This is a genomic window from Paenibacillus hunanensis, assembly GCF_014645615.1.
GTDB lineage: Bacteria > Bacillota > Bacilli > Paenibacillales > Paenibacillaceae > Saccharibacillus > Saccharibacillus hunanensis.
Map to the genome: position 1 here is coordinate 55,769 of NZ_BMMB01000008.1, position 23,828 is coordinate 79,596.

The 23,828-nt window shown below is 45.8% G+C and carries 16 protein-coding genes; 11 read left to right on the forward strand and 5 right to left on the reverse strand.

Annotation, left to right across the window (positions count from 1 at the left end; genetic code table 11):
- Nucleotides 1–91: 91 nt before the first annotated feature.
- Nucleotides 92–3,367: a DUF5704 domain-containing protein gene (locus IEX62_RS17580; protein WP_188776861.1), complete on the forward strand. Its 3,276-nt coding sequence runs from the start codon at nt 92–94 to the stop codon at nt 3,365–3,367.
- Nucleotides 3,368–3,820: 453 nt separating this feature from the next.
- Here the strand turns inward: IEX62_RS17580 and IEX62_RS17585 are convergent, their stop codons facing one another.
- Nucleotides 3,821–4,642, reverse strand: a complete 822-nt coding sequence (locus IEX62_RS17585) for a TraX family protein (RefSeq protein WP_188776862.1) — start codon at nt 4,640–4,642, stop codon at nt 3,821–3,823.
- A 376-nt stretch (nt 4,643–5,018) separates the two neighbouring features.
- The gene (locus IEX62_RS17590; RefSeq protein ID WP_188776863.1) at nt 5,019–6,275 is read right to left on the reverse strand and encodes a stalk domain-containing protein; all 1,257 of its coding nucleotides are present in this window, start codon (nt 6,273–6,275) and stop codon (nt 5,019–5,021) included.
- A gap of 855 nt (nt 6,276–7,130) precedes the next feature.
- Here IEX62_RS17590 and IEX62_RS17595 point away from each other — a divergent pair.
- From IEX62_RS17595 to IEX62_RS17605, 3 genes are all read left to right on the forward strand, one after another.
- Nucleotides 7,131–7,508 (forward strand): response regulator, encoded by a 378-nt coding sequence (locus tag IEX62_RS17595; protein WP_188776864.1) that lies wholly within the window; start codon nt 7,131–7,133, stop codon nt 7,506–7,508.
- A gap of 132 nt (nt 7,509–7,640) precedes the next feature.
- On the forward strand, nt 7,641–8,315 hold the full coding sequence (locus tag IEX62_RS17600; protein ID WP_229685899.1) for a Na-translocating system protein MpsC family protein: 675 nt from the start codon (nt 7,641–7,643) through the stop codon (nt 8,313–8,315).
- Between the two features lie 255 nt (nt 8,316–8,570).
- On the forward strand, nt 8,571–9,248 hold the full coding sequence (locus IEX62_RS17605; RefSeq protein ID WP_188776865.1) for a Na-translocating system protein MpsC family protein: 678 nt from the start codon (nt 8,571–8,573) through the stop codon (nt 9,246–9,248).
- 172 nt (nt 9,249–9,420) lie between these two features.
- On the opposite strand, the gene IEX62_RS17610 is transcribed toward IEX62_RS17605, so the two are convergent.
- A complete protein-coding gene (locus IEX62_RS17610; protein ID WP_188776866.1) occupies nt 9,421–9,771 on the reverse strand; it encodes a DUF805 domain-containing protein in 351 nt (116 codons plus the stop codon).
- Nucleotides 9,772–10,121: 350 nt separating this feature from the next.
- Between IEX62_RS17610 and IEX62_RS17615 the strand changes: the two genes are divergently transcribed.
- From IEX62_RS17615 to IEX62_RS17635, 5 genes are all read left to right on the forward strand, one after another.
- A complete protein-coding gene (locus IEX62_RS17615; protein WP_188776867.1) occupies nt 10,122–10,763 on the forward strand; it encodes a deoxynucleoside kinase in 642 nt (213 codons plus the stop codon).
- The gene (locus IEX62_RS17620; protein WP_188776868.1) at nt 10,741–11,412 is read left to right on the forward strand and encodes a deoxynucleoside kinase; all 672 of its coding nucleotides are present in this window, start codon (nt 10,741–10,743) and stop codon (nt 11,410–11,412) included. Before IEX62_RS17615 ends, IEX62_RS17620 begins: the two co-directional genes overlap by 23 nt.
- A 336-nt stretch (nt 11,413–11,748) precedes the next feature.
- Entirely contained in the window at nt 11,749–12,768 is a 1,020-nt protein-coding gene (locus IEX62_RS17625; protein WP_188776869.1) for a DUF2167 domain-containing protein, read from the forward strand.
- Nucleotides 12,769–13,137: 369 nt separating this feature from the next.
- Nucleotides 13,138–14,016 carry a phosphotransferase family protein gene (locus tag IEX62_RS17630; RefSeq protein WP_188776870.1) on the forward strand — a complete coding sequence of 293 codons (879 nt, stop codon included), beginning with the start codon at nt 13,138–13,140 and terminating at the stop codon, nt 14,014–14,016.
- Between the two features lie 59 nt (nt 14,017–14,075).
- Complete coding sequence (locus IEX62_RS17635) at nt 14,076–15,689, forward strand: gamma-glutamyltransferase family protein (RefSeq protein ID WP_188776871.1); 1,614 nt, start codon at nt 14,076–14,078, stop codon at nt 15,687–15,689.
- 187 nt (nt 15,690–15,876) lie between these two features.
- Here IEX62_RS17635 and IEX62_RS17640 read toward each other — a convergent pair whose 3' ends face one another.
- Together IEX62_RS17640 and IEX62_RS17645 are read right to left on the reverse strand one after the other, a co-directional pair.
- Nucleotides 15,877–16,494 (reverse strand): TVP38/TMEM64 family protein, encoded by a 618-nt coding sequence (locus IEX62_RS17640; RefSeq protein WP_229685901.1) that lies wholly within the window; start codon nt 16,492–16,494, stop codon nt 15,877–15,879.
- 134 nt (nt 16,495–16,628) lie between these two features.
- Nucleotides 16,629–17,240: a TVP38/TMEM64 family protein gene (locus IEX62_RS17645; protein WP_188776872.1), complete on the reverse strand. Its 612-nt coding sequence runs from the start codon at nt 17,238–17,240 to the stop codon at nt 16,629–16,631.
- A gap of 197 nt (nt 17,241–17,437) precedes the next feature.
- Here IEX62_RS17645 and IEX62_RS17650 point away from each other — a divergent pair, with 197 nt between their 5' ends.
- Both IEX62_RS17650 and IEX62_RS17655 read left to right on the forward strand, forming a co-directional pair.
- Nucleotides 17,438–18,469 carry a potassium channel family protein gene (locus IEX62_RS17650; protein WP_188776873.1) on the forward strand — a complete coding sequence of 344 codons (1,032 nt, stop codon included), beginning with the start codon at nt 17,438–17,440 and terminating at the stop codon, nt 18,467–18,469.
- Nucleotides 18,470–18,679: 210 nt separating this feature from the next.
- Nucleotides 18,680–23,458: a fibronectin type III domain-containing protein gene (locus tag IEX62_RS17655; protein WP_229685936.1), complete on the forward strand. Its 4,779-nt coding sequence runs from the start codon at nt 18,680–18,682 to the stop codon at nt 23,456–23,458.
- Nucleotides 23,459–23,828: the final 370 nt, after the last annotated feature.

A 23,828-nucleotide genomic window follows, 5' to 3' on the forward strand; every position in this document is an offset into this window, starting at 1 on the left:
TGTTGAAGAAAACCAATCGGTTACACCTTTAAAATATTATAAAGATAAAGATCCTGATACTACAGAAGCTAACTATAGGTATTTCGTTGGTATGATGTATTTTGATATGTGGAAAGGTACGTCTTGGGATAATGGACTGGCACCTCAACGTGGTGATGTAGGCGAAGCTGAACAAAATTATATGTTCAATTTTCCGAATCGCACTGTAAAGAGCATACAAACAGCTATATTTAATCCTGATGACCCTAATAACAAAGATCAAATTCAACTTTTGCCAGGAGGGAAATATCAAAAAGATTTATTGAAGGAATATTTCACATCGTCCCGTTCAGATACTTGGCAGGATTACTCTGAATATATTAGTAATAATATGCCTAGTGGTGCCATCAGCTTTCGACCCAGTATCTCAGGAATTGGTACAGATACAGCTAAAGTTCCTATAAAGCTAAAAATAGGTCTAGATACCGATTCAGGAATAGAAGAAGATATAACTTATCTCTGCGGTGATCGCTGTAACAACGGTGTAAAAGGTTATCGCATCTACGCCGCAGTCCTCTTCAAAATCGAACTAGCCGCTGATCTCAGCGTCTACTACAAAACCGTCGATGGCAAATCACTCAATGACATTTTCCCACCACGCATCGAAGAAATGAAGCCAGGTAAGCCATATACATTTGAGCCACCAACACATGAAGGCTATACATATGCCGGCTATAAAAAAACAACAGATGGTAGTGATCCATCAAAGTTTAAAGATATTTCAGAAGGGGATCCACCCAAACTAGAACCCTATAAAGGGAATTTCGAACAATATCGGATCTATCAATATTACGAGGTTGGACAACCATGTCAGCCCGGCCAAACAAATGCAGAGAATGAGAACTGTGATGACCCGGACTTGCCCTCAGATGGCTCGGGTGGAATGGGGGCTTGTAAGTATACCATCCTACCGCCAACGCAATCACAGGAAGTAACTAAAGGACTGATGAATCCAGAAGCTACGGGTCATATTTTAGGTGATGATCGCGCGAATGGGCGTCATTTTGATGCAACGAAAGGCATTCCAACAAGTGAGAACCTATACGCTAATGCATGGGGCTATGATTACTTATTCCAGCACAAATTCGGTGAAATGCAAGGAAAGATTAAGTACGATTGTGAAGTGAAAGTACGTTATAGTCTGAAATGGAAAGAGAAAAATAGTAAAGACCAGTGGAAGACAAAAACCGCAAGCGAATCTAAAACATATACATTTGACTTTACCCGAGATTATTCGTACTGGCAGATCAATCAACTGCAAGTGCTGGGCATTGATTCTGCGAAGCTAAATAACTATGCTTTGCCAGGTGGCTCTGTCACACTGCAAGTAGCTAATTATACTCCACCTGCTTTGACCACAGAAGCTAGTACCGAAACGAAAGATCATGTTCGCCCAGCAAAAACGGGCGATGTTAGCTATAGCCCGGGTACAATCGATGGTGGACGAAACGGTCGCCCCTCCGTACCTAATGATCGTAGTAAGCTCAAAAGTATGGCTGAAGGCAAAACAGACCAGCCTCAAGTTCGTAATGATGCGATTCAGTTTAGCTATAAGAACAAAGATACTGAAGTCATGAATGGGGATTGGGTGAAAGCAACCACAGTTGCACCTAAGGAGATTCCTGCACCAACGAAGATTCGCTCTTACAAAGATGGGGGCGAACAAGTATTGTACAAAGGTTCCCAACCCATTAATAAGCGTCTCGTGAATAAAGCGAATACGCCATCGAGCGGAACAATTTTCTATACCATGCTAGAGAGCAATGTCAACGGCGAAGGCGACCAGAACTACACCATCAATGGCATCAATAGCGTGACCGTACATACCCCTGTCGTCGACTATGCCTCCGTTTCAGATGACAAGACGCATAACCAGAAAACTGTCCCAAGCGCGGATCGCATGGCGCTCATTCTGAATCGTCCGTTCACCGTACGTATTCCTACCACTGGACAGCATCTGGATATCAATGCGTATCCGGGCTACGGCAAACGAGACTATGCCAAGTATTTCAAAACGAAACAGGTCTGGTTCCCATTCGATGTATACAGTGCGGATCACAAAACATTCTATCCCAAGCAAACGTGGATCGATATTCCTATCCAGCAGCTCGATACGGTATTCCAGCTGCCCGTCTGGATCGATGAGGGCAACTACACAATCGCGTTTCGCACTATCGCTGAAAATGCACCGACCAGCTTCACTGCGCAGCAGGATGCTAATACCGATCTGAATCACCATGTCGCCAAAGATACGGTCGATGTCGAGGTGATCGGACGATTGTACGATTTTCATGTGACCGATATTGCGGACTTTGCGTGGGAAACGGTATTCCGCCAGGCGGTCGGCAGTCCAGCACCAACCGGACGCTCCTACTGGGTCGGTCCGAACAGTATCGATGGGGAGCCACGTGGCAATACGCGTCCGTATGTCCTGCCGATCCTGCGCGGCAGTCATCCACAGCCCGGCTCGAAAAACGTCACCGTCAAAACGGGCTACCATTTCAAATTCGATCTGAAAACGATGGGCAATATGTTTGGGGATCGGGATGCAATTCAGCTCACGCCGAGCTTTTACTACCAGGATCGCTTAGCAGCAACGGCACCGGAGCGTATCCCGGTCGATTTGTACTACCATTCGGACAAGCAATCGTTTATCCGCATTGGCTCTGCCGCTGATGTCGAGCGCAGACAGGTGACGTTGAATCAACGGCTGCGCAATGTACCGATGGCTGACCTCAAGCAAACGGCAACATCGATCTATGAGTTAACGAGCGGCTGGATGATCTCGAAGGAACAGTATCTGGCTCAATTCCTGAAACGAGCGGGTCAACCCACCTACACCGGGGGTTATGATATTCAGATTCTGCCATCTCCGCTACGCACATTTATCCAGTCGCCAGCGCGTCCAGCGAACGCTTCGGCAACACCTGCACGCGTGAATGCGAGTGTGCAGCAGTGGTACGGGGAATATAGCCTGCCTGCACGTGTATATGCTGTCCCGAAGGGAACCGATTTAGCCGCCTATGGACGTAGTCATGTGCTGGATGAGAAATCACCGATCTTTTTGAAGCAGGGCTTTATTGTGGTCAATTTGGATATCGAGTCGATTGTAAATGGTGATACGACACGTCCGCACCTACAATACATCCATGCGCCACTGAGCAACCAATGGTGGCAGCTGGAAGGGTACGACGGCACCGATGGAAAACGGGATCATCTGATGACCGATCCATATGGCGTGTCGTATGAAGTAGCAGACGGCGATGTATTATTTTATGATACGGATCGTAGCACGTATGACGATTACGCAAGCCGCGGTACTCATTAATGCGGTACTTATTAATAGGATACAAAAATAGAATGCAAAGCCATAGTAAGCATGGATGAGCCTAAGCAGATTAACAGCATTAAGAATATTAAAAGCACTAAAGGACTAAAAGTACTAAAAGCATTAAAAGCATTAAAAGCATTAAAAGCATTAAAAGCATTAAAAGCACTAAAAGCACTAAAAGCACTAAAAGCACTAAAAGCACTAAAAGCACCTATCACCTTATACGCCAAAACAGGCACTTTCTTAGAGCTAATCCCAAGAAAGTGCCTGTTTTATATCAAAAAACAATACAACTACTTATTCGTCACTTATCCTACATCGTGCTTCCTATCACGTCTATATTCCTCAACTATAAATCAATTCACTGTACATATTTCAATCCTATATACCTTATCTGCACCTGTGCCGCACCTGGACATACCATTTCATACTGCGCTAATTATATTTCACTTACTTCCCCAGCCAGTACGCCAGCATATACAAGAAATAAATATGAGCAGGATAAAATACATAGAAAAAATATTTCATATTACGCCCCTTGGTACCATTATATAATGCAATTGGAATTGCAGCGAAAACCATCATCCATTGAAATTCGGCAAGCAGCTCAAAATGGCTCATCCATGCGATCAATACGGATACAGCAACGAGTGCAAGCACTTGCCACGAGCGTTTATAACGTAGCAAATGGAATAGAACGCCTAAAATAATAAATACATACCCACCTTCAACAAGTATTGGTACGGGGATCAACAGATTGCCATACATGAACAGATTGAAAAGTACGGGATTGCCAATAGCTGATGAAGTGAGGAACTGCATAGCAGCCTGACTCAGAACAATAGGAAGGATGAATGCGATGATTGCCGCACCTATTTGAACATATTTACGTGCCTTGATCGAGTTAATGAACCAATCGATCAAGAACATATAGAGTACAGCTAAAAATAGTGTACCGAAGATGTTGTTAATCAGCACATGTTCAGATGGAAGTTGACGCTGAATAATCATATTCATGATGCCCATTAGCACATAGCCGATATATAAATGCAGCATGTACTTCCATTTACTGCGTGTGTAATAATATCCCTCTGCACTTGCAAACAGGAAGATCGGCGCTACAATACGTCCGATCCATGTAAACCAGATGGGAACATCAATCGGGAAAAATTGATGAATGTGATCGAAAACCATCAACAGTATACCGATAAGCTTGAGCTGAAAGCTGCTCAGACGAAAAGTCGAACCCGTTAAAGCCGTTAAAGTAGACATAGAAAAACCTCCATATTCGATAAATAACTAAACTCAGATCATTAGAACTCCCAACGCCGGAGTAGTTCTGTTTCATGAGCTCAGCATATCGAATACGGGGGTTACTTCCCATCGAACCAGCTTAAAAATACCTTACAATTCAGTAAGCTAACGTTCGCTGCCATAGGGTTATTGTATAGCTATTGTCATCTGTGCATATCGAGCATCCTTGCTTTTTGTAGCTAGATTGGAATTCTACCGGATCTGATTTGCCTCGTACGATCTCCGCAGTGCATAATTTATTACGCATTACGCATTACGCATTACGCATTACGCATTACGCATTACGCATTACGCATTACGCAAGCAGCCTGATCTTTAAACATCAGCTGCGAGATTATTTAAACGTAATCGATTGATGCATCGCATCCCATGCATTTTGTCCAATAATACCGAGGCGCCATAAGGCGACCCCTTTTAATTGATAGCGTTTAGCAAGTCCAATCTTAGCATTAACGCTACTAGCATCCTCACTACTCAGGGAGATGCCCAGCATGAGCTTCGATGCGTCTGTGTTTTGCAATGCCATCAGGATCGCATCATTCACTTTATCCATCGGCTCTGGACTTTTCTTATCGGTATAGTCGTACGCCATAATAATCAGGTCGTCTGCCATTGCACCCAGTTGCTTGTAATCATAGCCTGTATACGAGCTATTGAGTGGATGCAGGGCAAGTGTAAGCTTCAATCCTGCCTGATGTGCTTTGGTCGATAGATTTTTAATAAAGGCGTTATAGTCACTACGTGCTTTTGCTTTGTCTCCACTCCAGCCCAAGCCTTCAAAATCGAGCAAAATACCTTTGAATCCTTTCGAGCTTGCCGTATCGATCATCGCTTGAATTGTACGGTTTTGGAGCTCCTGATTTTCCAGATTACGAGTCAGCTCGCCATGACCGTCAACGGCGTATACCATCAGATACGGAGCGGTACCGTTAGCAGCGGTATTTTGAATGATCGATTCTGGTGTGTCGGCTCCAGCGGCCTGAGGCCATTTGTATTCGGTGCTTGTGGTAGAGAATTCGCCATCGGTTGTAATCCGGCTCCAGCCATATGCGACCGCATTAAAATCGGGCACGAAGGCACGCTCATCATAGGATGAGATTGCATAAAAGCCCATTGAATACATATTCTTGATCGGTGAAGTGATGGCTACGGTTCGTGTGGAGGCGTTCCAGTTCACACTGGCTCCGAATTGCTGACTAAAAAAGCTAAGAGGGATCATCGTCGTATTACTAATCGTTTGCGGAGCAACAGCGAGTGATACGTTCGCGCCATCGACCACTGCGGTTTTGCTATTCATCGTAAGTATAATGTTCTTGGTCTTATTTTGATTTGTTGCTGTAGCGGTAATCGTTTTAGCTGCCTGATTCCAGCTTACCTTTACACCAAGTGCCTCTGAGATGGCGCGGAATGGAACGAGTGTGGCTCCATTTTTAATAACGGGCGCTGTAGGAAAAGGTAATGGATAGCCGTCTAACATAATGTTCGTAGCGGGTGCGGCTGCTTCTGCGGCAGGCAGGGAGGCAGTAGGCAACGTAAACGAACCTGCGCCAAGCATACAAGCGAGCGACGCAGTGAGTAACCATTTTTTCATAATAAACCTCCTGTTGATATAGGATCATAAAGGATACAGCAATTTCCTTTCATGCTAACGTTCTCATTTTACCAGAACGAGGGCAAAGAGGAATTATACAAATCCTGATAATTATGTCATAATTGATATTTTTATGAGAAATGGAGGAGAAAAGAATCAGAGGCGATACACATCTTTTGGCCTCACTTTGCATCTATACGAACCAATTTGATTTTTTTGCATACAAAATAGTTCTGAAATCGAGTACACTTATGAAGTGTTAAAAGTATGTAAACTGGTGGAAAGCTAGCCACCAGAAGGAATCGGATTGTAGGCATTTAAATTTAGAGATATATCGGTTATATTAGGATTAGGGTACACTGGTGTTCGGGCATGATGTCGATCCAAGCTACTATTTGATACCAAGACGATCCGCTGATTATGAAAGTATAGATGTGGTCCCTATCTTTCGGAAAGCAGATCGTAAGGACAAACGGAAATAAAGCTTGACCCGAAACCTAGCATCAATGCAACCCGGAATCTGTGCTGTCTTTCGAAAGGGTATAACCATACTTCTGGAAAAAGAGCCGTTATGCCGGGGAATATATGGACAGATGAAGAACATGATGAGAATGCTGCTACATCTGCATCCTTGTATGTACCATATCGATCATCGCGATCAGACACCATACTGTTCGTGGATGAATGTTAGATGGAGTAAGACAGATCGGCTATTTGGGTAGCGATCATTTCATTATAAAAGCATATTGTATTCGGTAATAATTCAGACATCGTGTATGCGCTGAGATTAGGCCGAAGCCTGGGCATGACCAAGCCCGGCTTCGGTCTATTTTTTTTACAAAGGAGGTCGACGAGATGGAATCCAAATCGATGTTATATATTGGCCAGGATCCAATCAATCTCCAACTGGTTCGTTACCTGCTCAGTAAAAAGTTCCCTCATATTGAGCTGATTCAGGTAGGCAGCAGTGATGAAGCGATGTCGAAGCTAGGGGAGGATTCACCTGCACTGGTGCTGGTTGATATTCAGCTTCCGATCACGGAGGAATACACCATTCCAGATAAGCTAAAACAACAGGCTGATCATGAATCTACTCCAATCTGGGCAGTAAGTGGTTGTGTGATGGAGCAGGATATTATCCGTGCGTATCAATCAGGGTTTGACCGATATTTTACGAAACCTCTTCACCTGCTTAGCTTTACTCATCATCTGCGCCGAGAACTGGACGGATGATCTTTACAATCAATACATGTCGCAGGCGATATCGTGATTCTCTTATCCATGTCAGCTCCTGCCCATGTAAGGTTGGTCTCGAAGCAATCCGTTACGTATTCCGACTCTTTAAAATGTGGAGTGTATAAATCATTGAATGCAAAAAGTATAATCACACAAGCTACCAGCTATACTACAAAGCTATTACGCAATCGTTTTGGCAAGGGACCGGAATCGGTATCGATTCATCTGTGCAAAAATTGCGTAGTCTTTCATTTAAAAAACTTTATTAGCCCGGTGGAAAAGTTTCTAATTAGTCAGGAGGAGGAGCAGGCTTTTCGCTATACGCGTGACCTGATCATGAAATCACTGCTGCCTGAACTACGAAGCTTTCTCCAGCACCAGCTTTATATGGATGTGATCGATTGGTACTATGACTGGGGGCTGCATCATGCCTCCGGTGTTATTGTAGCGCTGCTAGGTCCAGAAACTTCACCAGCTCCAGACTACAAGCACAAGCAGATCATCCACCAGCAGATCATCCAGACGACAAACGCCTTACAGAAGCCGCCGGAATATATCGATTCCTGGTGGGTGAATACGCGTATGCTGTTTATTTTCCGGCGTGGAACGACGATTTTGCTGGAAAAGGAATTTATCGCCCTTGGGTATGAGCAGATGCTGCGCGTGACGAAGGACAAGCTGGAGAAAAGGCTGCTGGAAAAGCAGACGACTATCGAGCAGATTGTCGGCAAAAAAATCGCTGATCTGTATGTGGATTGGAATTTTGAGAAGGATCACAGTATGATCATTTATTTATTTATTTGAAGACCATATGACAGCAGAGCCTGTAAGGCAGGAAGGATAACGATCATTACCTGCCACTGATATACGACTATGGTTGGAGATCAAGAGACAGCTAAGGGGTACGAATGCAACATTTTGCCTGATTCCGAGTTCCAATATCGTCAATTGAATGTTAGTAGGGTATATTGGCTATAATACATGATTCCATGCGCATCCTTAATTTCAGCATGAGACACACAGAATGTATACGATATTATAAATGGTGGTGTACTCGTTTTGAAAACTAGGGAAATGATCAGTCAGTCGACGTCTTATGTAACCAAGTTGCTTCGTAGTCGCTTTGGAAAAGGACCACAGTCCGTGAAGATTGTATTGTCAGAGCGTTGCATCGTGTTTCAGCTTCGTAATTTTATTAGTCCGGTGGAGGATTTTCTACTTGTAAATAATGAGGAGGAAACCTTTCGTTATACACGTGAGCTCGTTATGAATGCGGTACTGGAAGACTTGCAGACCTTTCTGCAACAGGAGCTTGGGCTGCCGATTAGCGATATGTACTACGATTGGGGTGTACATAATGCTTCGGGTATGATTGTAGGATTACTGGAGGTTGATTCAAGCGATAAGGCCCCCGATTATGACGGAAAGGAAGCTTTAGAGCGATCGTTATCGGATATTCTGGAAGAAATCCAAAAGCGTCCAGAGCATCTGGATTCCTGGTGGGTTGATGCTTCGACTCTATGTGTGTATCGTCGTGGGATCACGAAGCTAATTGAGCTGGAGCTGATCGAGCTGGGTCATTTGGATCTGCTCAAAACCGCCAAGCGTCGATTGGAAAAGCGTTTGATCGCCCAGCATGTAGACACTCAGGAGCATATCGGTAGATCGCAATATGAGCTTTATCTGGATTGGGATTTTGGCAGGGACAATGGTATTATTTTATACATTTTCGAATAAAGGATGGCATCATCAGGAGCGCATGGAGCATCGATCAGCCGTAGATTGGTTGATCGAGCCATCCTACATATAGCAAACTATATAGCAAAAGGCGGCGTGGATTGTTCCACACCGCCTTTTTGTTGTCATTCTATAGTTGCTAGATCAAGCTACTTGTTATGCAAACGACCTATTAAGCAAATTGCTTCGGATTGGAGCCAAAACGGTTGTCTCCTGGCGTACCTTCCAGACACAGGAATACAATCAAGATGATCGAACCAACAAATGGAACAAGTCCGATCAGAATCCACCAGCCGCTGCGATCCGTATCATGTAAACGACGAACGATAACGCCCAGACCTGGCAGCAATACAGCCAGAGAATACACAAAGGTCAGTACACCGTTAATACCTATCAGAGATTCCAGCAGATACAGTACCAGGATAATAGGAATAGAAATCAACACATACATCCAGTATTCCTTACGTCTTGCTCTTCCTTGGAAATTCACATAATCTTTCAAAACCTTTAAATACCAGTTCACTTGCTGTTCCTCCTACAATATGTATTTATTTTAAAGCACTACATATATACCATACCTATACAGTAAAGTGAATGCTTTTTTAGGTTTATATTACTTTTATTTCCAATAAATCTGGTATACAAATAAAATCAGTTATTTGGTCCTACATCGTACTTACATAGAAGAGTAAGGGAGCTATGGATTTTTGAGGCTGTTCTAGTACGGAAGACATCCAGCTAGCAAGCTTGATTCCTAGCGAAGTCAAATGCTTGTATTTTCGTTTGTAATTAACGCTGGTCAAAGCCTGTTTTCGTGATACAATACTTAAAGTCTATGCACGACCATGTGAACTAGGAAGGATCGTACAACCTATGAATCAACCCCCGTTTATTGCCGTTGAAGGCCCGATTGGTGCGGGTAAAACAACGCTGTCCACGATGCTATCGCAGGAGCTGGGACTGCCGATTCTGAAGGAAATCGTAGAGGAAAATCCGTTTCTCGGTAAGTTTTATGAAAATATCGACGAATGGAGCTTTCAGCTTGAGATGTTTTTCCTATGTAATCGCTACAAGCAGCTCGAAGATACAGGCATCCAGTATATTGCCAACAATCAGCCGGTCATTTCCGATTATCATATCTATAAAAATATGATTTTTGCCCAGCGTACGTTAAAAGGTGTCAAACGCGAAAAGTATCGCCAAATCTATCATCTATTAACCGATGATCTGCCGAAGCCGGATGTGATCGTCTATATCCGTGCGAGTCTGGATACATTGCTACGACGGATTGCCAAGCGTCAGCGCTCATTTGAGCAAGGCATGGATACCGCTTATTTGGAGCAATTGATCCTTGATTACGATGAGGCAATGGCAGCTATTGCCGAGCGTGAGCCAGATACGACGATTATTACGATCGATGGCGACACGATTGATTTTGTGGAAAACAGGGAGCAATTCGATGAGATTGCTACCCGCTTAAAGGAGCTTATACATGAACGAATACAACATACCTGAAAATGCGCTGATCACGATTGCTGGTACGGTAGGTGTCGGCAAATCGACGCTCACGTCAGCGCTGGCAGAACGCCTGAATTTTAAAACATCGCTGGAAAAGGTCGATCATAATCCATATCTGGAGAAGTTTTATCATGATTTTGAGCGTTGGAGCTTTCATCTGCAAATTTATTTTCTAGCTGAGCGCTTTAAGGAGCAAAAGCAGATTTTTGAAGCAGGTGGCGGCTTTGTACAGGATCGGTCGATCTATGAGGACACTGGTATTTTTGCCAAAATGCACGCGGACAAAGGCACGATGTCGGTTACCGACTATGAGACGTACACGAGCCTGTTCGAAGCGATGGTGATGACGCCATACTTCCCGCATCCTGATGTGCTGGTGTATCTGGAAGGTAGCTTGCCGTCCATTCTGAACCGCATTCAGCTGCGTGGACGTCAGATGGAAATTGATACCGATCGCTCCTACTGGGAGCAGATGCATGGACGTTATGCAAAATGGATCAATGAATTTACTGCTTGTCCGATTCTGCGTCTGAATATTGATGAATATGATGTGAATGATCCCGCTTCGATGGATGAGATTCTGCGTCAGATCAGCGTTGTGATTGCGAATGTGCGTGCGGAAAAGAAGCTGCATGTGACAGGCTGAGTGAGCCGATAAGCGATGAAGCGAATAAACGATGAAGCTATAGACCATTAGTAGCGTACAGCGCTGCAATGGTCTATTTTTATTGTACATAAAAATGAAATAACAAGACTAATTTACCGCTTATTATAGATTTATCCAATTTAGTGTATAGTTCCAAAGTCATGAATATTTATATATGTAATATTTATGTATTGATTTATATAGCAAGCAAATGATAGGATGCAGAGGTCTAAGCGGCTTGTGAACCCAGTATCATAGGATGAGCTGTTGTAAGACCAGCGAGAAAATAGAATAGGGGTAGTACCGTACACACGGTACTAGGAAGGAAGGTATCCATTGAAATTTGCCAAAAAGTTTGCCCTCGCAGGGGCAGTAGTCTGGATGATGATCGGCATAACGTCTGCCTATGCATCCGACAGTAGCAGTACACAGACCGAGAGTACATACAACTGGGTAGCAGGTCCAAAGAAAGTAGAAATGGATGATATTGCTTCACTGGATTTGAGTAAGGAGTTTTACTTTTTAAACGGTGATGATACCAAGAAGATGACTATCGATTCCAACGATGTTCCGAGCGGTCAGGAGATCGGTAGTGTATTTCCAGCGAATGATAGTCAGAGCTGGTGGGTGCTGTTTGAGTACAACGATTCTGGTCATATCGCCGACGATGAGAAAAATGATATTGATGCTGATGATCTGCTGGATAGCTATCGTCGTGGCACAGAAGAAAACAATAAACAGGTGCCAGCAGAAAATCAGCTCCAGGTCATTGGTTGGGATCAAGCACCAAAATACGATGAGGCTACACGTAATCTGACCTGGTCACTGAAGCTACAGAATTATCAGAACCAGCCTATCATTAACTATAATTCTCGTATTCTGACACGTACCGGGTACATTTCTGTAATTCTAGTTACTGACCCGGGTAATATGGCTGCGGATCGTCAGATTCTGGAACAGCAAATTTTGCCCAAGCTAACTATAAAAAGTGGCAATACATATACAGACTTTGATCAGTCGATTGATCACGTATCGGAAATGGGATTGACCGGATTGATTGTAGGTGGCGCCGGACTGGTTGCTGCTAAAAAATTAGGTCTGCTACTCTTATTGAAAAAATTCTGGTATGTGATTGCAGCTCTAGTTGTAGCTGCTTTCGGTTGGGTAAAGCGTCTGTTTACGCGTTCACGTGAACGCCAGCAGGAATCGCCTTATCATTCTTCCGATCCGGGCAATAGCCCTTCGGATAATGGAGGAAACACCAACAACACTTCGCCGACGGTCAATTTGCATAAAGATGCTACAGAGCATAAGCGCAATGATCGTAACGACCATAACGACCGTATGAATGGTTAACATGAGCATCTGAATTCAAATGCTTTGAATAACGGACTTGAATAAAATAGCTGGAGTCAAAAGGTACGTCCATTCAACCACAGTATCGTCTCTTCATATAGAGACTGTACTGTGGTTTTTGTTTATGTTCCCATTTAACAATAGAAAAGCTTGGGTTAATTCGCGTTAACAAGCGGTAGCGCTCCAATATTGAAAGCGTCATCCATCCAGTACATTCTTCCCTTGAAAAGCGTATACGGTGGCTATAGAATACAATGATCACCGTACGAAGGAATAAATGGAGCACTATTCTGCATCGATTGATCTAGGAAAGAATAAACATTCATTATGTATCTTACACTTGCATCGTATATCGAATGGAGGACGTGTATGGAGAATTTAGCTGATATTCGCTGGCAAGTATGCTCGCCAGAGCTGCAAGCCTTACTAGTAGACCCGCAGGCTTGTGTAGTGGAAACGCTGGTGCCTGGCTTTGAAGCGCAGGTATTTAAGCTATCTGTGCAGGGACAGCATTATGTGCTCAAGCTGTGGAACGAGCAGTCTAATCCAGATATAAGGCGGCAATACGATGTACTATCGATGCTATACCAGCATAAGCTAGCTGTATCCTGTGTATACGGGTATGGTACATATCATAATCAGGCTGTATTACTTACAAGCTATGATGGAGAACCGATTCGCAAAATAACGACCCCTCATCTGTCACTGCTGGCGCGTGAGCTTGCCCATTTGCATGAAATCCGTATCGATGCGATGCAAGGTGTAGCTATCCCAGCATACGGGCAGAACAGTTATTTTTATAGTGGAATAGATAAGCATTCCGAGTTATCCGCTCTACTTCATACGCTGATTCAGCATATTGAGTGGCGAGAGCCATCGATCATTCACGCTGATTATCATCCCGCCAATCTCGTATATGATGGTGAGCGATATACGATTATCGATTGGACGAATATCCAGCTACTGGATGCACGTCTTGATCTCACATGGGCGCTGCTCATGTTGAGATTATATGTATCATTGCGCTATGAGCGTGTATTTCGTCAGGCTTATCTGGAGGCACGTCCGCAGGCGAAGGATCAGCTGGATGCTTTTACAGCTTTAGCCTTTTTGCGCTGGCTTATGCAGTACGAGAAAGGGCATACCCCGAAGCTGCCTGCTGCACGCAAGCGAGCGCAGGAGCTGGTACGGGAGAATGAGTGGCTACAGCCGCATAGCGCCTTAATTGCCAGATGGATAACAATGTAGATACAGATATAGATTATAGAGAAGAATAGCTCACAATAATCGCAACTGGAGGCGACGATATGACCATTTTTGATCCCCTGCATTATCCATATCCTTCTCAACGCAATGCGGTATACGCACAGCATGGTATGGTAGCGACTTCGCAGCCGCTGGCGGCACAAGCAGGTCTTGATATTTTGAAAAAAGGTGGCAATGCTGTCGATGCAGCGATTGCTACGGCTGCATGTCTAACGGTCGTGGAACCGACGTCCAATGGCATTGGCGGCGACGCGTTCGCACTGGTATGGATGAAGGATGAGCTGCATGGTCTGAATGCGAATGGGCCAGCTCCACAATCGATCTCCGTTGAAGCTGTTCAGGCAGCAGGTCATCAGCAGATGCCTACGTATGGCTGGACACCTGTGACTGTACCCGGTACGCCAGCCGCCTGGAACGAGCTATCCCGTCGATTCGGAAGCTTGCCGCTGACAGAGGTGCTGGCGCCTGCGATTCATTATGCAGAGCATGGCTTTCCGATCTCGCCAACGCTAGGCTACTACTGGGAGCTGACATTCAAGCGATTCAAGGAGACGTTGCAGGACGAAGCGTATCAGGGCTGGTTTGATACCTTTGCTCCGGATGGACGAGCACCGCGTATTGGAGAATTATGGCGTTCACCTGGACATGCTGCGACGCTGCGAAGTATTGCGGAGAGTGGGGCGGCTTCTTTTTATACGGGCGAGCTGGCAGAGCAGATGGATGCTCATTCTCGGCAATATGGAGGTTATTTGCGAAAAGAAGACCTTGCTGCCTTTCAACCCGAATGGGTAAAGCCAATCTCGGTCGAATATAATGGCTACGAAGTCTGGGAGATTCCACCAGCAGGGCAAGGCTTGATCGCATTGATGGCGCTGAATATATTAAAAGGCTATTCGTTCACCGAGCGGGATACGGTGCAGACGCATCATCGGCAATGGGAAGCGATGAAGCTCGCTTTTACCGATGGACTGAAATACATCACGCAGGAGGATAAAATGACCGTGCTTGCCGCCGATCTGCTATCCGAGTCGTATGCGCAGGAGCGGCGCTCGCTGATCGGTGAGGAGGCACTACAGCCAGAGCCAGGCAAGCCGTCTGCCGGTGGCACAGTCTATCTGGCAACAGCGGATAATGAAGGCAATATGGTGTCGTACATTCAGAGCAACTATATGGGCTTTGGCTCCGGGATCGTAATTCCAGGTACAGGCATTAGTATGCAAAATCGAGGACATTCCTTCTCGCTGGACGCGGCACATGATAATCGACTGGAGCCGGGCAAGAAGACATACCATACGATTATTCCAGGCTTTCTGACTCGACACGGTCGCGCCGTCGGTCCCTTTGGCGTGATGGGTGGCTTTATGCAGCCGCAGGGACATGTGCAGGTTGTGATGAATATGATCGATTTTGAATTGAATCCGCAGGCGGCACTGGATGCGCCGCGCTGGCAATGGCTGGAGGGCAAGACGATCGAGGTAGAGCCATCCTTCCCCGATCATCTGGCTCAAAGTTTGATGCGTAAAGGTCATATCATTCGACGCGCCAATAGCTCGGGTGGATTCGGACGAGGACAGATCATTATACGGGATGAACAAAATGGCGTGTTGATTGGCGGCACCGAATCACGTACAGATGGTGCTATCGCTGCATGGTAGCAGGAGAGCTGTATAGGAATAGGATAGAGAATACACTAATTTTCATACATGCTGATCCGTTTTAATAAGGACAGCTTCGATGGAACGCGAGGAACGATTACCACTTTCTGGTCATGAAATTCATAAAGGCTCCTGTATAATTCAGTACAAAATGATTCAGTACAAACCAAGCTTGAAGCAAGCACAGTCAGGACGTAGCGCCTTCTCCATGCTTGCTCATCCAGCTATCTAGCTGTTTGGCCAGCCATAGTCCAGCACCAAGGAAGCAGACAACCGGCAATAGAAGCCATGGATGCTCGATATAGCTGTCCAGATCCGAGCCGATATACGAAACGGCAAAGATCATCACCGCACGTCCGGTTGCGGAAGCGATGAGAAACGAACGTAGCGAGATTCCGCTCAAGCCAGCGGCAGCATGCATCACGGTGAAGGGGCCAAACGGCAGTAGACTGAATAAAAATAAGTACCAGAAGCCGTTCTTTTCGATCCAGCCCAGACTTTTACGCATACTTTTACGTTCAGCAATACGCTGAATGAATGACCAGTGCGATAGCTTACGTACCAGCACAAATACGGTTACAATGCCGAGCATGACACCGATCCAGGAAAAGATGAAGCCGTACCATAGCCCGTTGGCAGCGGCATTCACACCGATGACAGCAAGGGTGGGCAATGGTGGAATGAATGACAGTAGAAATGCCATGGCAATACTGATAAGCGGCCCGAAGGAACGATATTGCTCCACCCAGTCTGCCATGTTGATCTCTGCTGTCGGTGTTAACGTTGCGAGTAGGTTCATATCCATTGCGGCGTTCTCCTTTTCATAATATATAGCCCTATTACCCGTTCAGGGCGAACACGATCGCAACAGAATGCATCGAAATACAAGAGTTGACTAGTATAAGCTATGGGAATACGCACCAAATGAAAAGGAGCAGCTCATAGAGTCTGCTCCTTTCCACTGAAAAAGGCTTCGATTTTGCGGCTAATGATCAGGCAAACGACGATAAAGAGTACCACTAATGCGATATACCAGGGCTTTTCCCAGTATAGCGCCAGATCGGCACCGATAAATGAAACAGCGAACACCATCAAGCCGCGTCCGAACAATATCGCGATCAAAAACGAGCGAAACCGAATGCCACTCAGCCCAGCCGCTATATTGAGCATCGTAAATGGCCCGACTGGAAACAAACTGAGCAGAAATACATATGTAAATCCATGCTCTTTGATCCAATTGCGAGTGCGCTCGACTCGGGGCTTATTCACAATGCGTTGAAGCAGATGATGCTCGGATAGCTTGCGTATGATCAGAAAAGCGACCAGAGAACCTGTAATAATGCCGATGTACGAATACAAAAAGCCTAACCATAGCCCATATACAGCAGCATTCACACCGAGCACTACAATAGTAGGCATCGGGGGAATAAATGATTTAAGAAACGGAATTAATATACTGATCAGCGGCCCGAGTGACCGATAATCATTCATCCACCGTTTTAAATTGTCCTCATTAATATAAGATAGCCATTCCGATATTGAAAGCTCCATTCTTTTCCGTACTCCTTCATTCAGCATTCTGGCTTCTGCCATAGGGGGATATCGTGTACAATTGCTCTTATTATAGCTGATTTGACGTTTGCCGAGACGATAGAGAATGGGCGAACTTGAGGCAATTTGAGTGAGGGACGATTGGACTGCGATAAAAGCAACAGGCAATGGACAATATACAAAAGGAATGATTGAACATGCATATTATTATTCAGTTGTCGCGTCGGTTAATCAGGATGCGCAAGTCTGTGCTTGCCTTTACAGCGTTGCTATTCATTATGCTTAGCTCGGGTATTGCTTATGCATTAGAGCCGACTACCTTTGGACACTGGTTCAATGCGCTCTACTGGGTGCTAACGACGATGGCTACTGTGGGCTATGGCGATTATTTTATGGAAAGTATACCGGGGAAGCTGTTTACCATTTTTTTGTATATTTTCGGGATTGGCTTACTGAGCTTGATTATCGGTAAAATTATCGATTCGATGGGTGAATATAATCGCAGAAGGGATGCGGGCAAATTGAGTTATAGTGGACAGGGGCATATCATCATCATTAACTGGAGCAAAAAAGCACATTATGCGATCGATGAGCTATTTTCCAGTAATCCGAAGCTGGATATTTTAATTATCGATCAGCTGGAGAAGCATCCGTATGATCATCCACAGGTGCATTATGTGAAGGGCGATCCGACCAGAGAGGAAACATTGCTTCAGGCAAGCATTGCTACCGCGCAGTCGGCGATTATTTTCACAGATTCACGGATTGATGATGCTTCACTTGTAGATGGAAAATCGCTGCTTGTTGCTTCCAGCATTGAACGCACCGCTCCACAAGTACATACAACCGTTGAAATTATGCTAGAAAATCATATTCAAAACTTCCGCCATGTGCATATTAATGAATTTGTGTTATCCCATGATGCGATCTCACGGCTCGCCGTACGCTCAGCTCTGCACGAGGGCAACAATGATATTATTAATCAGCTATTGAATCGTCGCTATGGAGAGGATCTGTTTCAGGTGGAGGTGCGTCCACAGTGGCATACGTATGGAGATGCCTTTCATACGCTACTGGCGGAAGGAGCTACGCTCATTAGTGATCGTAACGATATGACGATTAACCGCAAGCTGGATCAGCCCATTCCAGCAGAGGCGAAGCTATTCGTGCTTTGCGATGATGCGACCCATTTGAGAATTAAGGTAAATTACGCGAATGAGCTGCAATAATATCAGATCAGAAACATCGAGTAGGAGTAATTTTATTATTTTAGCTATTTACGAATAACGTTGAAGCAAGTATACTTTAGGAAATCAATACTTCGTGAGGAAGCACCTCGCAAAAGGACAATATGTCTTTTTTGCGTGGTGCTTTTTTGCGTTCCACTACAGTCGGGGAGTGAGCAGGTTGAGGAATGAGGAGGAGAACGATTGAAGCATATGATCCATAAAATGATAGCGACGACGCTTAGCATAAGTATGATATCCGGCCTACTGCCCTTATCGTCCGCGCTGGCAGCAGCTGCACCTCAATTCACAGCAACGTATCGTACAGGCGATCATGTGAAGCTGGAATGGTCAGCAACGATGGCAGATGCCGATGTGATCACACAATCTGGATTTGAGAATCAGAGTGAGTTTGACGTGAAGGCTGGTGGTAGTGGTACAGCAGGTGGGCAAAGTCAGACGAGCGAGGATAAATTCAGCGGCAACTATTCGCTCAAGGTAGCGGATACGCTGGGCAAAGGAAATGCCTACTGGTATCCTTCTACCTCAGCAGACAGCTCGCGTGTGTATCTGGGGAGAAAATATGGCATTCCGCGCGGAACACCGCTATCGATCACCTTTAAGGCGAAGGCACTGGGTACGAATGGATGGATTCAACCCTTTATGGCAGGTGGCCCGGGTAAAAGCACCTATCCATTGAATCATTTTCCACAGTATTATCCAGATATCAAAGCACCTATTCACTTTACAGCGCCTGTACGAGCAGGAGATACGTCGTTTACGGTGGATCGTATTGACGAGCTGAATAAAGAGTTTCTTAGACGGCAGTCTCAAAATTCATTAATGACGCTGGCGGATCGCTCCTCGACGAATTATGGCATTGGAGCGACCTACATTCAGCGGGTGGATGTTGCGAACAAACGAGTATATTTATACCCGAATCTACCGTTTCGTTCCAGCTTTGCCGCAGGAGATGATGTTGTATCGATGTACTGGGAGGATAACGCCTTTATCGGGCGCTCGCTGATCGCTAACGAAGGCTGGAAAACGTACAGTACGAATGTTATCGTCTCGACCGATACCGACATGGAGTATGAGACACGGGGAATGGATGCGATCTTCGATACAGTCGCACCAGGCACGGTATATCTGGATGAGTTTAAATTTGGCTATGCACAGCTGGTTGAATTGTATCGAGATGGTCAATCGCTGTACAAAGGATATTTGTCCGATTATGAGGATACTGGAGCTGTAGACCGTGCTGCACCGCAAGCACCGGAGCATATAGCTGCCACACCAAATAAGCAGACTCGCCAGCTGGAGCTGTCATGGAATATGGTGTCTGATATAGGCACCACGTATAGCTATCAGCTGAAAGGCTATCCGCGCAATGAAAGTGCTACGGTACTGTCTACAGCCCAGACGATTACCGTTACGTCTGGCATCAAAGGCTATTCAGTAGTTGTTGATACGAATCCAACGACACAGCCCTCAGGTCAAGTCACAACGACAGCCAATCGTTGGTCAACCGCGATGCCGTCGATACGCTCTTATGTTCATATTGCCGCTGTGGATCAGCAAGGAAATGTATCGCCCGCTGTCCATATTCCGATTGTAGATGAAGATCTGCCTACGTTAACGGTCACGCCTTCTGTATCGGATTGGACGACAGGCAATGTAGAGCTACGTGCAGTAGCGGATGATGCCACGACATGGGTTCGTCAGGTGAGCACACCGGATCGCATCGTGTCCGGTTCAGCCGCTTCTTTTACAGCTACAGCGAATGGTAGCTACACCTTTTCTGCGGAGGATTCATTTGGTAATTCTACGCAAACGACCTATACGGTGAGTAATATTGATCGGCAAGCACCCGAGATTTCGTTTACACCGGGCAGGAGAGAGTGGTCGGCAGAGCCTGCTGAGGTAAAGGTGAATATAAGCGATACACAGTCAGGTATTGATCCGGATCGCATTCGATATTCGTGGAGTCAAAATAAGAATATCGACAATGAGGAGCGAGAATGGCATACGTCATCGTTAAGCTCATTTACCGTCCCGATTACAGAGGAGGGCGAATGGTATTTGACCGTGCAGGCATCGGATCGAATGGGCAATAACGTGACGATGAGTACCGATCATATACGTTTGCAGCAAATGCCGACTACGCCATTATTAAACGGACGCACACTCAGCAGCAAGCAGATCGAGCTGGAGTGGCAACAACCAGCTATGGGCTGGACAGATGGACTTCGATATGAGCTGGTCAATGAAACGACAGGTCAGCGACAGGAGCTGGAGTATCCAACAGCTAGCTATATCGAGTCCGAATTAACACCAGGCACAAGGCAAAGCTATCGTATTCGTGCGCTCAACCATACAGGGGCAAGCAACTGGTCAGAGCCGACCGTATTGTATACGCGTCCAGATCTACCGGAGCAGGTCAGTGTAAGTCTGCAAGGAAAAGACTTCACACGCGCGCAGGTGAATATTCAGCCGGTAGCATCTGCGGATGCCTATCATATTACATTTACAGATAGGACAACAGGTACAATTACCGCACAACAGACGGTAACTGGCACTACTTATACGAGTGTAGGGCCTCTCGCGCCGAACACGCTCTATGATGTGGCGGTAACGGCTGTGAATGCAGGTGGAGAAGGCATGGCGAAGCATGCAAGCTACCTATCCTTGCCAGCGGCGCCATTCGGTTTCGATCGGGTAGCCGCTTATGAGCATGAGATTGACTTAAAATGGACAACCGTAACTGGAGCGGTGTACGCAGACTTGCAGCGCAATGGACAATCGGTCAGCAACAATACGTATTTGTCAGGTGAGCTGGAGCAATATCGAGATGTAGAGCTCCCTTCTGGCACCTTATTCAACTATGAGCTAGCACTGGCGAATACGACGGGATTTGGCTATTTTACGTACTTACCAGGCATCTGGACGTTGCCGGGTCGTGTCGAAGCACTCCATTCCAGCGAAGCATCGGATACAAGCCAAACGCTACAATGGCAGCCTACACGCGGTGCAACTGGATATCGATTATATGTGGATGGACGCTATAGCGATACCGTAACAGACACAACGTATACGTATCGCGAGCTTGATCCTGGCAAAGTATATACCTACACAGTCGAGGCAATCAATGCTAGTGGTACAGGTACGGCGGCGATACTCACAGCTACTACACGACCTGCTATACCAGACGGAATTCGTATCACAGATCAGACGGAGCATGGCTTCAATGTGCATATGGAGCCTGTCCGCGGTGCGAATAGCTACCGTTTGCAGCTCAATCAGCAGACGTATCATAGTTCCAACGGAACATTTGCGATTACAGGCTTGCAGGCAGGCAATGCATATAGATTCCATGTACAGGCAGGCAATGATGCTGGTTATTCTAAAGCGGTATCGTTACAAACCATCACCTTACCGCCTGCTGTAGAGGGTGCGCGTGTGAAGTCCAACGAGCCTGGTCAAATTGTACTCGATTGGCAGCCTGTTCAGGGTGCTAGCTATTATGAGATCAGTGATATGACAGGTAAGCTTCAGGGCATCGTTAGTCAGTCAGGCTATCATGTGAAGCTACAGCCGGGTGAGTGGGGACGCACGACGATCACACCTGTAAATGATAGTGGACGCGGTCAAGCTATCACAGTGGACTATCGTGCGATACCGGACGCAGGCGATATCCTCCCCGAGCAGCTTGTGAAGATTGGACAGCGCGGTGTAGAGGATGTATTGATTCACTGGGATACAATCCCTGGTGCTGATGAATATCATCTGTATGCACCGGATGGGAGTAAGGTGGCTACAGTAAGCGGCAGCACATATGCGCTGTTAACTGGTTTAGATAGTGCAACTCGCTATACCAACTATACGCTTCGAGCTGTCAATAACGGTGGCGAAAGTCGTAGCTATCCAGTGCCCGCATTCGTCACTCGCCCTGATCCGAGCTTTAACCTTTCAACATCGGATAGTCGGCATCGTGCGACGATCACGCTGACAGCGAAGGATGGCGCAGAGCAGTATGCGATATCGTCAGCTACAGGTAAGCTATTGTTTAAGGGTAAGCAGAGACAATGGGAGATTCAATCGCTTCGTGCAGATACGAATTATACATTCCTTGTATGGAGCGAAAATGAAGCTGGTGATCGCTCGGCGCCTGTGTCGGTTCGCATACACACCAGTCGGGATGGACAGATTCCCGGACAGCTTGGACTCGTATCTCCACATAACGCTGGCTCATTAACTTCAGATGATAGTAATGTAGACAATAAGGCAGATGTTGTAGTTGATATGTATAAGCAAAATGCGGATACCGAGCCAGCGGAAACGACAGGAACGATTGATTTTGCAGAGGATGCACCCATTCGTAGCGATTTTACGGATACGCGTAACCATTTTGCTCAATTCGAAATTGATCAATTGGCAGCGCTCGGTATTTTAAAAGGGAAAACACCAACGACCTTCGCACCGGAGCTGGGTGTCACACGGTCAGAGTTCATGTCGATGCTCGTGCGGTTAGTTTATTCTGCTGATCAAATGAAAGCCGAAGCTCATAATGAAGTAGCACCGCTACCTTTCCGTGATGTACATGCTCAGGACTGGTATGTACCAGAGCTAGCTATTGCTCATGCGAATGGCTGGATTAGCGGAGTGAGTAAGACTCAATTCGCTCCAGATCAGATTATTACTCGCGAGCAGGCTGCCAAAATCCTAGCACATGCTTTGCAAACGGTAGGGGCATCTGGGGAAGTAGAGACTGCTCTCTCATCCGTTATACCAGCTACGATAGTAGCCAATGATTATACAGATAGCGAGCATATTGCGGATTGGGCAATAATCCCGGTTCAGCAGTTGACAGCGGCACATTTACTGCAAGGCTATCCGACAGGCACATTCCAGCCACGTAAGTCGCTCAATCGTGCAGAAGCGGCACTGATGCTATATCGTTCGATGAATGGATTGCTTCATAGCCGTTCCTAAATAGTCATACACATAATAAGGTTTCTAAAGCAATCCCCGATCCCTTGCTGATCCTGAGAAACGTAAGCTTCCATATTAGATATGGGAGATTGTGGCTCTGAATTAGTGAAGGGATGCGGGGATTTTGTATGTGACTCGCAGGTGTTGCCATTCTCAACCAGCTGAATAACGGGTATACTAGGTTCAACAAGCATGAGCTAGGCCCCTGTCCAGCGAACAAGTATAGGCGACACCTGCTTTTCCTTTACATAGTTGATTGTTTGTCTCCTTACTATTCGCATCATTATATGCCACCAGCTGCGCTATGTACTCATCATGCGTCAGCATGGGGCAACGTCTTGCTCGCTCCGTCCTATTCGTTGTTGAAGCA

What these genes read in the sequence shown, in the direction of transcription:
- IEX62_RS17580 (WP_188776861.1), top strand. Translation starts at nt 92, where the DNA reads ATGATGTATTTTGATATGTGGAAAGGTACGTCTTGGGATAATGGACTG.
- IEX62_RS17585 (WP_188776862.1), bottom strand. Translation starts at nt 4,642, where the DNA reads ATGTCTACTTTAACGGCTTTAACGGGTTCGACTTTTCGTCTGAGCAGC.
- IEX62_RS17590 (WP_188776863.1), bottom strand. Translation starts at nt 6,275, where the DNA reads ATGAAAAAATGGTTACTCACTGCGTCGCTCGCTTGTATGCTTGGCGCA.
- IEX62_RS17595 (WP_188776864.1), top strand. Translation starts at nt 7,131, where the DNA reads ATGGAATCCAAATCGATGTTATATATTGGCCAGGATCCAATCAATCTC.
- IEX62_RS17615 (WP_188776867.1), top strand. Translation starts at nt 10,122, where the DNA reads ATGAATCAACCCCCGTTTATTGCCGTTGAAGGCCCGATTGGTGCGGGT.
- IEX62_RS17620 (WP_188776868.1), top strand. Translation starts at nt 10,741, where the DNA reads ATGAACGAATACAACATACCTGAAAATGCGCTGATCACGATTGCTGGT.
- IEX62_RS17630 (WP_188776870.1), top strand. Translation starts at nt 13,138, where the DNA reads ATGGAGAATTTAGCTGATATTCGCTGGCAAGTATGCTCGCCAGAGCTG.
- IEX62_RS17635 (WP_188776871.1), top strand. Translation starts at nt 14,076, where the DNA reads ATGACCATTTTTGATCCCCTGCATTATCCATATCCTTCTCAACGCAAT.
- IEX62_RS17640 (WP_229685901.1), bottom strand. Translation starts at nt 16,494, where the DNA reads ATGGATATGAACCTACTCGCAACGTTAACACCGACAGCAGAGATCAAC.
- IEX62_RS17645 (WP_188776872.1), bottom strand. Translation starts at nt 17,240, where the DNA reads ATGGAGCTTTCAATATCGGAATGGCTATCTTATATTAATGAGGACAAT.
- IEX62_RS17650 (WP_188776873.1), top strand. Translation starts at nt 17,438, where the DNA reads ATGCATATTATTATTCAGTTGTCGCGTCGGTTAATCAGGATGCGCAAG.
- IEX62_RS17655 (WP_229685936.1), top strand. Translation starts at nt 18,680, where the DNA reads ATGATCCATAAAATGATAGCGACGACGCTTAGCATAAGTATGATATCC.